This is a genomic window from Streptosporangium sp. NPDC000396, assembly GCF_042898655.1.
GTDB lineage: Bacteria > Actinomycetota > Actinomycetes > Streptosporangiales > Streptosporangiaceae > Streptosporangium.
On record NZ_JBIAZA010000026.1, the window covers coordinates 105,837 to 118,819 of the forward strand.

The 12,983-nt window shown below is 68.3% G+C and carries 14 protein-coding genes; 1 reads left to right on the plus strand and 13 read right to left on the minus strand.

Features of this window, described 5'->3' with window-relative positions:
- Window positions 1-88 precede the first annotated feature (88 nt).
- From ACFY2X_RS34310 to ACFY2X_RS34370, 13 genes are all read right to left on the minus strand, one after another.
- Window positions 89-511, minus strand: a complete 423-nt coding sequence (locus ACFY2X_RS34310; protein WP_389946833.1) for a universal stress protein — start codon at window positions 509-511, stop codon at window positions 89-91.
- Window positions 483-1,127 carry a V-type ATP synthase subunit D gene (locus tag ACFY2X_RS34315; RefSeq protein WP_389946835.1) on the minus strand — a complete coding sequence of 215 codons (645 nt, stop codon included), beginning with the start codon at window positions 1,125-1,127 and terminating at the stop codon, window positions 483-485. Before ACFY2X_RS34315 ends, ACFY2X_RS34310 begins: the two co-directional genes overlap by 29 nt.
- Window positions 1,124-2,497 (minus strand): V-type ATP synthase subunit B, encoded by a 1,374-nt coding sequence (locus ACFY2X_RS34320; protein ID WP_389946837.1) that lies wholly within the window; start codon window positions 2,495-2,497, stop codon window positions 1,124-1,126. Before ACFY2X_RS34320 ends, ACFY2X_RS34315 begins: the two co-directional genes overlap by 4 nt.
- The gene (locus ACFY2X_RS34325; RefSeq protein ID WP_389946839.1) at window positions 2,494-4,170 is read right to left on the minus strand and encodes a V-type ATP synthase subunit A; all 1,677 of its coding nucleotides are present in this window, start codon (window positions 4,168-4,170) and stop codon (window positions 2,494-2,496) included. Before ACFY2X_RS34325 ends, ACFY2X_RS34320 begins: the two co-directional genes overlap by 4 nt.
- A complete protein-coding gene (locus tag ACFY2X_RS34330; protein ID WP_389946841.1) occupies window positions 4,158-4,670 on the minus strand; it encodes a hypothetical protein in 513 nt (170 codons plus the stop codon). Before ACFY2X_RS34330 ends, ACFY2X_RS34325 begins: the two co-directional genes overlap by 13 nt.
- The gene (locus ACFY2X_RS34335; protein WP_389946843.1) at window positions 4,667-4,879 is read right to left on the minus strand and encodes a V-type ATP synthase subunit F; all 213 of its coding nucleotides are present in this window, start codon (window positions 4,877-4,879) and stop codon (window positions 4,667-4,669) included. Before ACFY2X_RS34335 ends, ACFY2X_RS34330 begins: the two co-directional genes overlap by 4 nt.
- Before the next feature lie 5 nt (window positions 4,880-4,884).
- Window positions 4,885-5,226, minus strand: coding sequence for an ATP synthase subunit C (locus tag ACFY2X_RS34340; protein ID WP_389946845.1), 342 nt, complete (start codon window positions 5,224-5,226; stop codon window positions 4,885-4,887).
- The gene (locus ACFY2X_RS34345; protein ID WP_389946847.1) at window positions 5,142-6,476 is read right to left on the minus strand and encodes a V-type ATPase 116kDa subunit family protein; all 1,335 of its coding nucleotides are present in this window, start codon (window positions 6,474-6,476) and stop codon (window positions 5,142-5,144) included. The genes ACFY2X_RS34340 and ACFY2X_RS34345 overlap by 85 nt, the downstream gene beginning before the upstream one ends.
- Before the next feature lie 24 nt (window positions 6,477-6,500).
- The gene (locus ACFY2X_RS34350) at window positions 6,501-7,412 is read right to left on the minus strand and encodes a hypothetical protein (protein WP_389946849.1); all 912 of its coding nucleotides are present in this window, start codon (window positions 7,410-7,412) and stop codon (window positions 6,501-6,503) included.
- A complete protein-coding gene (locus ACFY2X_RS34355; protein ID WP_389946851.1) occupies window positions 7,409-7,843 on the minus strand; it encodes a hypothetical protein in 435 nt (144 codons plus the stop codon). The genes ACFY2X_RS34350 and ACFY2X_RS34355 overlap by 4 nt, the downstream gene beginning before the upstream one ends.
- Before the next feature lie 602 nt (window positions 7,844-8,445).
- Window positions 8,446-8,652: a hypothetical protein gene (locus ACFY2X_RS34360; RefSeq protein WP_389946852.1), complete on the minus strand. Its 207-nt coding sequence runs from the start codon at window positions 8,650-8,652 to the stop codon at window positions 8,446-8,448.
- Between the two features lie 157 nt (window positions 8,653-8,809).
- Window positions 8,810-9,100, minus strand: a complete 291-nt coding sequence (locus tag ACFY2X_RS34365) for a hypothetical protein (RefSeq protein WP_389946854.1) — start codon at window positions 9,098-9,100, stop codon at window positions 8,810-8,812.
- 175 nt (window positions 9,101-9,275) lie between these two features.
- The gene (locus ACFY2X_RS34370; RefSeq protein ID WP_389946856.1) at window positions 9,276-9,482 is read right to left on the minus strand and encodes a DUF1918 domain-containing protein; all 207 of its coding nucleotides are present in this window, start codon (window positions 9,480-9,482) and stop codon (window positions 9,276-9,278) included.
- An 853-nt stretch (window positions 9,483-10,335) separates the two neighbouring features.
- Here ACFY2X_RS34370 and ACFY2X_RS34375 point away from each other — a divergent pair.
- Window positions 10,336-12,969 carry a glycosyl hydrolase family 65 protein gene (locus tag ACFY2X_RS34375; protein WP_389946858.1) on the plus strand — a complete coding sequence of 878 codons (2,634 nt, stop codon included), beginning with the start codon at window positions 10,336-10,338 and terminating at the stop codon, window positions 12,967-12,969.
- The last annotated feature ends 14 nt before the right edge of the window (window positions 12,970-12,983 follow it).

The following is a 12,983-nucleotide window of genomic DNA, read 5'->3' on the forward strand; positions in this document are numbered from 1 at the left end:
GGGTCGAGTCCCGGCAAGGTGTTCCTCTCCCGCCCGATCCACGGTCTCAAGCATTACTCGGCGGCGATGGCGGTTGCCAGGTGCCGACTCAGCGGACCTCCGGAGGAACGACCAAGACGGGTTGCCCGGCGAACTCGAGGATGTGCGCGGTCGTCGAACGGTCGAGCCCCTCGGATCTGCCGACGACGATGAGGTCGGCATGCATCGAGCGGGCTTCGGCGAGGATACGGCGCGCGGCATCGCCCTCGAGCAGGTGCGCGTCCGCCTCCACCTCTGAGGCGCGGGCCAGACGGACCACGTGGTCGAGTATGGCCTCGGCGGCCTGGTCCCGGCGTTCGTGGACGCCGGGATGCGACCCCATGCGGGTGACCAGGTTGCTCAGCGAATGGTCGGGGACCACGGTCACCACGTGGAGCCGAGCCCCCAGGCAGGCGGCGAGTTCGATCGCGTGGCGGGCGGAGGCCATGGCGGCTGGCGAGTCATCAACCGCGAGCAGGATTCGAGTGATCATGGGTGTTCTCCGTCCCGGAGCCGATCGCGCGGCGCACTCGGGCACCGTCGGATCGCTCCATCTCGTCGAGGGACAACTCCACGGTGGCCAGCGCCCCCTCAAGACGGGGGAGGAGACGGTCTCGGAGGGCGCGGATCCGGCGGCTTGTCGTCGCCGCCTCCGTTGTCACGATCCGTGCGGCCTCCTTGACGACCGCATGCTCCAGGCCGGCGCGCAGAGCGGCGCGGTAGGCCTCCCGAGCTGGGACGAGGGCGGCGGTGACCAGTAGCGGAGCCGATCCGTCGAGTTCGGGCAGCAGGCAGGTGGAGCGGCCCGGATAGCTTGTTCCCATGGCGTCGGTCCAGTCCACGCGTATCTGGGTGAGGCGGTTGTCCGCAGCGAGCCGGACGGCTCGCTGACCGCCGAGTAGCGTGGCACGCAGCAGCCAGGTGTCGGCAGCCCGGCATGCCGACTCCCACTCCTCCCCGGTGCGTGCCATGAGGAGAGTGAGGCGTTCCTGCTCCTGCCGCAGGATTCGTAGCTTGCGGTCGAGCAGGCCCAGCCCGCGCCGCACGGCGGTCAGACGATGCCGGAGCCACATCCGCCCGGCCCGGCCGGGCGGAACCCGAAGCGTCATGACTCCTCCCGGTAGCCGGCATCGAGCGTTTCGGGGGTGAGCATGGACAGTTCCCGCCGCGGCAGCACGGAGACGACCTGCCAGGCCCGGTCGAAGGTCTCCTCCAGCGAGCGGGACTCATCGCCCCGCTGTGCCAGCAGCCGCAGTTCGAAGGCCTCCGCCAAGGCCAGGTAGCGGCGGTCGGTGATGCTGAGCGCGCTCTCCCCGACCAACTCGGCGAGTTCCCTGGCCTGCCGCGCGCGTGCCAGGGCGGCCAGGATCTGCGCGGCCAGGTCCATATGCTCGGGCCGGGTTCGTCCCCTGCCGACTCCCGCCCGCATCATCCGCGAGAGAGAGGAGAGCGGGTCGATGTGCGGATAGCCGGAAACATCGCGGGTCATCAGGATCTGCCCTTCCGTGATGTACCCGGTGAGATCGGGCACGGGATGGGTGATGTCGCCCGCAGGCATGCTGAGCACCGGCAATACGGTGACCGAGCCGGGCAGTCCCCGTACCCGGCCGCAGCGCTCGTAGATGGAGGCGAGGTCGCTGTAGAGGTAGCCGGGATAGGCCCGGCGGGCGGGGATCTCGCCGCGCGCGGCGGACACCTCGCGCAACGCCTCGCAGTAACTTGTCATGTCGGCCAGCACCACCAGGACATGGCGCCCCACGGTGAAGGCCAGGTACTCGGCGACGGTCAGGGCCAGTCGTGGGGTGAGCAGCCGTTCGATCACAGGGTCGTCGGCGAGGTTGAGCAGCAGCGTCAGCTCGCCTGCCGACGAACGCTCCTCCAGTGTGTCGCGTACCGTTGCCGCGTCGGCGTGGGTCAGGCCCATGGCGGCGAAGACCACGCTGAACGGCGCGCCGCCGGTGTGGGCTTGGGCGGCCACCTGGGCGGCCAGCTCCAAATGCGGCAGTCCGCCGGAGGAGAACAGGGCGATCTTCTGACCACGGACCAGCGTGGTCAGCGCGTCGATCGCGGAGATTCCGGTCAGCACAGGATCGGCGGGAGGCTCGCGCAGGGTGGGGTTGAGAGGGAAACCGGTCACCGCCGCATCCACCGTACCGAAGACAGGAGGCCCGCCGTCGAGTGGCTGGCCGCGCCCGTTGCAGACCCGCCCCTGCCAGCCCGCCCCGACCGGAACCCGCAGCGGGCTTCCGGTAAAGGTCACTCGTGTCCCCTCGGCCCGGACACCCGCGGTGCCTTCGAGCACCTGTACAACGGCCAGGTCGCGGTCGACTTCCAGGACGAGGCCGTGCCTGCGCTCACCCGACTCCAGCTCGATCGACGCGTACTCATCCCAGCCGACGCCTCGCGTGCCCCGGACCACGACCAGTGGACCACGCAGCTCCGCCACGTCGGTGTACTCCACGGGAGCCCAGGTCGTCATCGCAGTGTCTCCAGATCGTCCAGCACCATGTCGCGTCGCGTCGCGATCTCCGCTTCGGGGGCGTCCTTGGCGCGCAGAATCGGGGAGAAGTCGCGCTCCTCAATCGAGGCGACCGGCATCCCGTGCTCGACGAGACTCTGGCACCGCCCGACGATCGCAAGCAGCGCATCGGCGAGCATGGCAGTGCGTTCAGGTCGGCAGAAGGCGTCAAGGGGGCTAAGCGAGCTCTGCTGGAGGAAGCCCTCACGTAGCAGACGCCCGCCGAGCAGAACAACACGCTCGCGGGCGGGTAGGGTTCTGATCCCGACCAGTTCGGCCAGCGTGGCCAGCCGGTCGGCCTCGCCGAGCAGACCGGCCACCCGCGCCCGCCGCGCCGCGCTATCTGGGGCTCCGGCCACCAGGGCGTCGGCGTCACGTGAAAACGATCCACCCCAGGAAACGGCAGGGTAGTGGCGCGCATAGGCGAGATCACGATCCAGTGCCCACAGGGCACGCACGAACCGCTCGGTTTGCGTGGTGACCGGTTCCGTCATGTCGCCGCCTGGAGGCGAGACGGCACCGATGATCGTCACCGACCCCGTAGCGCCGCCGAGCGTCGTGACCCGTCCCGCTCTTTCGTAGAAGGCCGCGAGGGCCGAGGCGAGATCAGCCGGATAGCCCTCCTCGGCGGGGAGCGCTCCGCTGCGGGAGGCGAACTCCCGGCGCGCCTCCGCCCACCGGGAAGTCGAGTCGGCGATGACCACCACGTCATAGCCCATGTCACGGAAGTGCTCAGCAACCGTGACGCCGGTGTAGACGCTGGCCTCACGCGCCATCATCGGCATGTTGGAGGTGTTGGCGATCACCACGGTTCGGTCCCCGAGCCGTCCGCCGGTGCGCGGATCAGTCAGGTCGCCGAGTTCGGCGACGACGTCGGCCATCTCGTTGCCACGTTCCCCGCAACCGATGTACACGACCACATCGGCCTCGCACCACTTCGCGATCTGCTGGAGAAGGACGGTCTTACCTGTGCCGAACCCGCCGGGCACAGCCACCGTACCGCCCAGGGACACCGGCAGCAGCAGGTCGATGACCCGCTGGCCGGTGGTGAGAGGCACCACCGCCTCCAGGCGAGAGGCGTACGGCAGGGCATGCCGCACCGGCTGACGGCGTACCAGCGTCACCTTGACGCCGCCGACGACCGCGACCTGGACATCTGGGGAATAGACGCCTGCCGGCCGGATCGCGGACACCTCGCCCCCCGGCGAGAGCACCAGATAGGGCAGCGAGCCCGCATCCTCGACGCTCCCGATCGCCGTGCCCGGCCTCGCCTCGTGCCCCTTCTCAACCAGCGGAGTGAACCGACAGGCGCGGGCGCTGTGCACGGGCGCGGGCGCGACCGGATCCAGCCACACGCCCGCATCGGTGAGCGGGCGGAGTAGCCCGTCGAACACCCCGCCCAGCAAATGCGGCCCCAGCAAGGCCGACAGGGGAGCTCCCCGGCAATCGGCGGAATGACCCGGAGACAGCCCGCCGGTGTATTCGTAGGCCTGTATCGTCGCCTGACCGCCTCGCAAGGAGACGATCTCCCCGGGTAGCCCGTGAGGCCCGAGACTCACCAGTTCGAACATCGCCGCGCCCGCCAGGCCCTCGGCCTCGACCAGTGGCCCGTTGATCCGCGTCACGGTGCCCATAGCCGCTCTACCTCCCCCCCGAGCGCGTCTATGGCCCGGCTGGCCAGCGCATCGAGCGTGCAGTCGACGCGACGGCCCTGCCCCTCGGCGACCACGCCGCCATAGGGATGCTCGCTCACGACCAGGCCCTCGCCCCCCGCCTCACGGGCCAGCTCGCCCAAGCGCTCGAGCAGCCGGGGATAGCAGGGATCCTCCCGTAGCCTCCTGACCGCCGTCACCGCACGCCTGCGCAGTTCCTCCAGGACTTCCCGCCGGGCGGCGAGTTCCACGCTGTGAGCGTGACGCCGGGCGCGAATGCGCTCCGTGGTCGCATATGCCTGTGCCTCCGCGGTTCCGCTCGCACGGGCTTCGGCAAGTATGGCCTGTGCTTCCCGCCGGGCGGCTGCGATCATCTCGGCAGCCTCTTTCTCCGCCGTGGCGGCGATCGCCGCGGCGTCCGCCCGCGTCCGCCGGAGCAGGGCGTCGATCACCGGTGCCAGCGCGTCGCGAGTCGCGATCATGTCGGCATCACCGCCGTCAGCGGTCCACCGGACACCTCGCCGATGGCGATGGCCGCCTTCGGAGTGAGGATCACCACAGCCACGTCGGGATCGAGGGTCCGCCATGCCGTACGTGCTGTTTCGGCGTCCTCGGCCAGAAGCATGAGTGCCCCCGCCAGCTGGAATCCCGCCACGCGGGCGGCCTCACCGATGACAGCTATGGTTGCCATGGCCGTCATGCCCGTCCGATGAGGATGATGCCTATGATAAGCCCGTAGATCGCGATGCCTTCGGCCAGACCGACGATGACGATGGCGCGGCCGAACAGCTCGGGTCTCTCACTCATCGCGGCCAGCGCAGCTGCTCCGGTGTAGGCGACGGCGACGCCGGCACCGATCGCCGAGCCGGCGACCGCGACCGCCGCCCCGAGCAGTGCCGCCCAGTTGCCGGTCGCCTCCTGGGCCGCCGTCGTGCTGTGGGCGGTGTCGGAGGTCAGGGCCCAGATGAGGAGGCTGAGAGCGGCGAGCGCGATGGTGGCGTTGACGGCGTGCAGGCCTCGCCTGATCCAGACGGACATGAAACCGCCTCCTCGGATGCGAGCGGAAGGTGCCAGGGGCGGAACGGTCGCCCCTCGGCCTGGAAGACTCGGGAGAACAGCTCGTAGTACTCCAGGCGCAGGGCCTGGATGCCGACCACGAGCCCCTCGACGGTGAGTGCGAGCGCATTGCCCAGGATGAAGACCGCTGTAGCGGCGACCGGGGCGTCGTGCCACAGTCCAGTGGTGCCTTGCCAGACGACGGAGCCGATGGCGGCGTGGGTGAGGCCGAAGGCGGCGAGCCGGGCGAACGACGCGAGGTTCGCGCCCAGCCGCACGACCACATCGAAAAGCTGCATGGCGGCCTGAGCGATCCCGCTCGCCCCACCGCCTGCCTCGGCCAGGAACCCGATGAAGGCCAGGAAGAGACCTACGGCCGCGATCGCGCTGCCGATCCCGGCGAGCCAGGTGAGCCGGGAATACCACCCGGCGAGCGCCAGCCCGGATCCGGTGAACACCGCCGCACCGGCGATCCCGGCGGGAGAGTAGAGCGCGACCGGCCAGCCGCCTTCGCGCCACCGATTCACGATGCCCAGCAGATAGGCGGAGCCGAGCAGCAGAGTCCCCACGCCGAGGGCGGCGAGAAGGAGGGGAAGCGGGTGGGCGAGCGGCTCCAGCCACAGCACCGGGACAAGGCCCGTCGGCCCGAAGCACTCACCGTAGAGCAGGCCGAAGAACACGCTCGTCAGGCCCGCGCCGGTGGCGAACGGCCAGGCCCGATGGAATCGCGCCAGCCACCTCGGGCGGCGGAAGAATAGCCCCGCCGCGGTGGCGAGCAACAGCAGCCCGTGCCCGACATCGCCGAACATCATGCCGAACATCAGAACGTAGGCGGCAGCGGCGAGCGGGGTGGGGTCGATGTCGGAGTACGGCACCGTCCCGTAGGTGGCGACGAGTGGCGACAGGGAACGCCGCAACCCCTTCGACCGCAGAAGGGAGGGCGCCTCAAGGCCTCGAGGCCGGGCGAGTGGCACGACGGCGCCGCCGATGGGTGCCACGCGGTCCGACAACTCGGGGATCGACATCGCGGGCATCCAACCGGCGAGCGCCGCGACGCCGTCGCGGACCACGGCTGTCTTCGACACGACCTCCAACGACGCATCCGGTGGCGTGGAGAACTCCACCACCCCCGCATCTGCGACCAGTGTCAGCACCTTGTTCAGCGAGTCCTCCGGCGCCACGATGGCGATCCGCTCCATGCGGACCGGCTGAAGAGCGTCACGCCAGGTCATCGTCGCTTTCTCCCGTGGATCCGGTCATGTGAGTTCATCGCCGTTACTTCCCCGTGCGGCCAGCTCCAGGGCAGCGCGGACCCGCCGCGCGTCCGCGGTGAGGACGGCTGCGGCGCCCAGGACCGGGCCTATGGAGAAGCCCGAGCCGGTCAGCAGGCCGCGGCCCTCCTCTTCCACCCGTTTCCACCAGCGCTCCTCACCCCTCCACAGCTCTCGGGGGTCCTTGATGTCTCGCAATGCCCAACGGGCGGCTGAGGGAAGCCGCTCGGCCATCTCGGTGATCGAGGATGCATCGAGCGTGCCGGTACCCAGGAGGATCCGGCAGCGATCACGCGCCCCGGCAGAGAGATCATGGCCTTCGGAGTAGCACGCACGGGCAACCAGTAGCGCCGTCGCGCTCAAGGCCCATGACCTGGCTGACGGAACGGCATCGGCCACTCGCACGGCCCAGGCGAGACGCATGCCCAGCTGGATATCGCGACGGCTGTCACCGCCTGGATCCCCCCACGGAGAAGCGGTCAGCGTCGCCCGGATCTCGGCGAGAGAGGTGCACTGCCGTAGCCGCGGCCACACCGTGCCCATGGAATCGAGGGCGAACTCGGGTTCATCCTGCCGGCCGGTGAGCCGGTACATGAGCTCGTCCACATTGGCGAGTTCGAACCATCGGGCCAGAATGCGCACTATCTGGCCACCCTCCTGAGGGAGCCAGCCGGCGAGAACGCGCAGATGCCAGAGCAGGGTGGCGAGGGCTGCCCACTGGGCCTCGGGCAGGCTCTGGCCGCGCCTCACGTCATGTCCATAGGAGGTGTCGGCCAGCACGGCCACCGCCTCGTCGAGAGAGTCACAGGCGGCGATTCGCCGGGCGGTTGCGAGCCCCGCTCTCCGGCGGACAAGGGCCCTGGCCCGTGTCGATCCGGCGACCCAGGCGGCGGTCATGGCAGATCGCCGGCCAGGGACCTGACCATGGTGACCACCCGTGCCACCTCCTCAGGCATTCGAGCCGCAGACCGTCTGCGAATGCCGTCGGCAGCAAGGCCGGCGTTCCGTACGCTGGTCAAACTCTCCTTGTCGCTCTTTTGCCGAGTGCGGGCCGAGACTCGCGCCTTTTCCGCCCCCGCGTCCAGCCGGGCCGCCGAGATGATGGCCGCGGCCTGGGCACGGGCGCGTTCCCGTGTCTCCTCTGCGCGGCGCTTCGAGCGAAGACGCTCGCTTGCGCATGTGGCCTGCACCTCGGCGAGAGCGGAGAAGACAAGGTCCAGCTCGGCGGTTTGGTCGGCGGCGTAGTCGGCCGGAACTCCGGTCGGCGCCGCGGCGCCCGGCACCCCAGTGGGGCGGAACCGCTCAAGGAAGTCGCTCAGCCGGACCATTATTCACCTCCACCATGTCGGTCCCATTGCTTGAGCTCATCACCTGGAGTAATGCCCCAATAGGGGCTAAAGGTCGCTGATCACCGGGCCGAATGTCATCGGTGGCAAGTGCCGCCGGAGGGCTTCAGATCGGCGCGGTCGAACAGGAGGTCTCATGACGGCAAAAGAGGTGCTCGGCCCCTGCGCTGTGGCAGGCCGGTCACCGGGGGAGGGAAAGGTCGTCCGTAGCGATTCTGCGGAGCGGCGAAGATGCTGCTGGTCGGCGGCCGCTTGGTGGGTCGGCCTTCCGCCGGAAGGAGACGATGGTCCGGCGGTGGCAGGCTCTGGTGGAAGGGACGAAAGGCCCTCCCGTCAGGGGGCGGAGGACCCTGCCCCCGTGGTGGTGAGCGTGACAACGTGTAAGCGACACCCGCCGATGCGGGGAACCGAAGGGCCGGCCCGGAGAGTCCGATCTCCGGAGGGCGTCCCGTTCGGAAAGCGGAGATGTAGTGGTGGCCGAGAGGTCACAAGATCCGCCGTCACCAAGACGGCGTATCCGCTTCGAGGGACGGGACCGTTGGCCCTGACGCTCCGTTCGGCGGGTGCCTGTTTCTCCGGGCTGTTCACTTGCTGAGTGCGAAGATCTCATGGTGGTCGGCGATGACGTCGGCGGCCTCGGCAAGCCTTCCAGCGGACAGTGCCTCGCCCTCGGTCGCGATAATTTTCACGTGCTTCTCGCGCTCGGCCTCGGCCTGGCGGGCCATCGCCCGCTGCGTCGTCTGCGGCAGCTCGATTCCTTGAGCTCCACGAGCAGCACGAAGACGCCCCACTGCTGAGTGAGGCCGTCGAGTATCTACGACCACGGCCGACGCCTTCTCACCGCGGAACTGTCCAAAGCTTCTGTTGAGGAGATCACCGCGCTCCCACTCCTGGCCTGCGGAGCCGCGCGCTCGTTAGACGTCTTCCGATGTGATGAACGAACAACCTTTAGGAGGTCGAAGGGCGGGTGCGTGTTGCGTCGGGGACGGGCGGAAGACCGAATTCGAGGGACACTTGAAGCTCCATCTGTGCGGGTCGGTGGCGCAGCCGTACGTGCACGCTCGGGATCTGTTGGCCGAGTCGGTCGAGGGTGTCCACCAAGGGGGTGATATTCCAGCGGTCATGAGCGCGCTGGCCGCGCAGGAACAGCGCAAGCTGATGATCGAATTCGCGTCGCAGGTCTTCGTCGTCATGTATGTAGCGGATGGCGAACTCCTGGCTCTGATCGTCATTGGTCATTTGACGCCTGCCTGTGATCGGGATTACGTGTGGCTGAGAACGCCGACACCAAGAAACGGGATCATCCAATCGAATTCACCACGATGGCCACCTGGCATGAAGACCATGCCAACCCGCATGCCAGGCACACCACCGCGGGAACGACTCCTTGACGGTGATCGTGTCGGCGCTCTGGTCAGGATGTTTCAGGCCCTGTGTTCCGATGCTCGATGCGGGCGTCCGGTCCCGGGAAGATCATGACCTCGTGTTCCTGGTCAAGCCAGTGCACGTCGTACGGTGGCGAACCGTCGGCGTGGTGCAACGCGGTGATGATGCCGATGCGGCGTGGCTCACCCAGATGGGTGCTTTCAACGATCAACCGATCCCCAACCTCTGCCTTCATGGCTCTTCCCTCCCTTTTTCTCCCTCCCCAGCCTTCCGGCGGCTCGGGGCGCCGGCCAAGTGCCAGATGTCCTCGCAAGCTGTGGCTTTCGTCCTGACGCCGTGGTTGAGCTGAGCCAGGCTGTGCTCACCGGAGGTCCGCAGCTCAGGCGGTTAGGGAAAGGACGAAAGTCCCCTTCCTCAGAAGGCGCAGGACCCTGCCCTCCGTGGCGATGAGCGAGAAAACCTGTAAACGACGCGCACCTATGCGGGGAACTGAAGGGCCGGCCCGGAGAATCCGATCTTCGGATAACGGTCCCGCTCGGAACGGAGAGGGTGACATGGCCGAAAGCCGTACAGTCCCTAAGGCTCGCCGTCGCTAAGACGGTGTACCCGTTTCACCGGACGGGACCGCCGGTTTTGACGCCCCGCTCGGCAGGTGCCTTCATTTCTGTGCTGTCCATTTGCCTGGCGTGAAGAGTCCGGGAGGCGGTCGTGGCGATGGGAGGCGAGATCGCTGCGGCGATCGCGGGGAAGGCAGGAAGCGGTTCGGTCTTCGAGCTGAATGGACGGGGGGATTGATGGACACTTCAGATTGCCGGTTGCGTGATCGCATGTTCGAGGCGGTGATGTTCGACTGGTGCGCGACCGGGGTGTCGCGAGGGGCTTCCGCCGCACCGGTTCGTCGCCGCGTGGTCAAGCTTTGCGCCGTCGGCGTCGATGTCGTCGTGATGAGTGATGGGAACCTTGATGCGGTCGATGGGCGGTTGCGTGTCCGGCCAGATGGCCCAGGGCGCCTGTGGTTATGCGTGAGCGGTGGTTTAGAGCTGTACGAGGTCTGCGAAAAGGGTCCCCGACTGAGGTGGCAGCGGACAGTGGAGCCAGAGGAAGAAGGGGTCCTGGACCGCGCCGCCAGCCTGATCGTCGAGCGGCTGGTGGAACGCGGACTGATCGTCGACGGTGTGTCCCGCGGGCCGGTCCGGAGCCGGATCGGCCTTCTCCGGGGTCCATCGCAGGACCACGCCGGGACATTGTCGCCGACTGGGATCTCGCGGTTGAGCGGGGCCGCTGCCGGGGATCTGGCCGATGCCGTCAAGATGGCCGTCGTCGCCGCGGGGGAAGCCGGGATCGAGTGCGTCAAGATCACCAGCACTGATGACGGGCACATCGAGATCGGGCTGAACGACAGATCCGGCTCCATGCGGGTGGTTCTTACGTATTTGGCCGAACGTGGGATCGGCGCGGGGCTGGTCTTGATCATTGGTGATCGTTTCAGACCGCCCGGCTGTGTGAATCCGAGTGACGCGATCATTTTGATCCCGGAGGCGGTGCGGGCGACGGTGGTGTCGGTCGGGTCCGAGATCGCCTGGCTACCCCCGAACGGGGTACATCTGGGCGGAGGGTCGGTCATGTTGCTCCGCGTGCTCGACCAGCAGGTGCGGCGCAGACGGCACCGGCGGGTTCCCATGGTGGACGACGATCCCACCTGGGCGATCCACGAGACGGGCAGGGATCCATCGCGGCAGCGCGTGACCGAGACGCTGTTCACAATCGGCGCTGGAGGGCTCGCGACTCGCGGGTCAGTGGAGGAATTCGCCTCAGGATCGGTTCCGCTGACGCTCGCCTCAGGGATCTACACCGGGACGGGGGCCGGGCAGCATCTGCTGCCGGGCCCTCAGTGGACCGGACTCGCCCTCCGATCGCCTCCTGAGAAGGATCTCCGGGTGCTTGACCTGCGCAGCGGCGTGATGGCACGGGAGGAGACCGGCCACACCCCTCCCTTGCGGACGCTGCGATTGGTGTGCGTGAGCCGTCCGGGCGTGGTGGCGATGCGCGCCGAAGCGGAGATCGGGAGGCTGCATGCGGGATCGCCGCTGCAGCCGTCTCCCGAAGGGCAGGCCGCCGAGGGCCGGATCGGTGATCACGACTGGGCGCGCGTCTCTGGCGGCCGGGCGGGTATAGCCGCCGTGGCGGCCCAGCGCATGGGCCGTGACTACGGGGTGCGCACCCTGGAGCGAATCGCCGCGTACGCGGCCGATCCTGCCCGGCAGCCGGTGCTGCATGATGCCGTCGCGGCACTGGAGGCGGCTGAAAGGCTCGGGTTCGACTGGCTGCTTGCCGAGCAGCGGGCGGCGTGGGCTGCTCGCTGGGAGGCGGTGGACGTCCGCATTCCCGACGACCCCGCCGCCCAGCTCGCCGTGCGGTTCGCGCTGTTCCAGCTCTGGAGCAACGTCGACGGCCGTGACGAGGCGGCCGTCGGTGCGCGAGGACTGTCGGGTAGTGCCTACGCCGGTCATGTCTTCTGGGACGCCGATGTGTTCGTGCTGCCCGCCGTAGTCAGCATGCATCCCGCCGCGGCCAAGGCGATGATCACCTACCGGCTCCACCGCCTGGCTGCGGCACGGGCACGTGCCGTCGGAATGGGCTGTTCGGGCGCGCGTTTCCCCTGGGAATCCGCGGCCACGGGCGATGACGTGACTCCCGTGTCCGGGCATCTGGGCGGTGAAGCCGTCCCTGTCCTTACCGGACAGATGGAGGAGCACATCACCGCCGATGTCGCCTGGGCGGCCGTCCATTACGCGCGGTGGAGCGGTGACCGTGGATTCCTGACCGGACCTGCACGCCCCCTTCTGATCGAGACCGCCCGATACTGGGCGTCGCGTTGCCAGGTGGATGACGACGGAAAGGTGCACATTGGTGGCGTGATCGGGCCGGATGAATATCACGAGGCGGTGACGGACAACGCGTTCACCAATGTGATGGTCCGGTGGAACCTACGGCAGGCAGCTGATCTCGCCGGCCCTGACTGTGAGGAGGGGCGCCGGTGGCGCGTGCTCGCGGATCGTCTAGTGGATGGCTATGACCCCTTATCGGGTAAATATGAGCAATTCGCGGGTTATTTCCAGTTAGAGTCGCTGACCATGGCGGAGGTCGCGGTCCCGCCGGTGGCCGCCGACCTGCTGCTCGGCCGTGAGCGGGTGGCCGCCACGCAGATCATCAAACAGCCCGATGTCCTCATGCTTCACCACCTGGTGCCAGAGGAGATCGAAGCAGGCTCGCTGAAGGCGAACCTCGACTTCTACGGCCCCCGTACCGCGCACGGCTCCTCGCTCTCGCCGGCGATCACGGCGTGCCTGCTCGCCCAGGCAGGTCGTGCCGATGAGGCGCTATGTCTGCTGCGCACCGCGCTGGTGCTCGATCTTGACGATCTGACCGGGACCACCGCCACTGGTCTGCACATGGCCACGTTCAGTGGCGTTTGGCAGGCACTGCTCATGGGCTTCGCAGGAGCGCGGGTAAGCGACGGGACTCTCTGCCTCGACCCGAGACTTCCCACCGCGTGGGGAAGCCTTGGCCTGCGATTTCGCTGCCTGGGGCATCGTGTACGGCTGGACATCACACGCGAGGCGGTCGACGTCCGAATCGACGGAGCGCTGCAGGTACGGCTGGGCGCCGGTGATCCGCAGTACGTGGCAGGCTCTGCCCGCCTGCTATGGCAGGACGGATAACGCGGGGAGGTGGA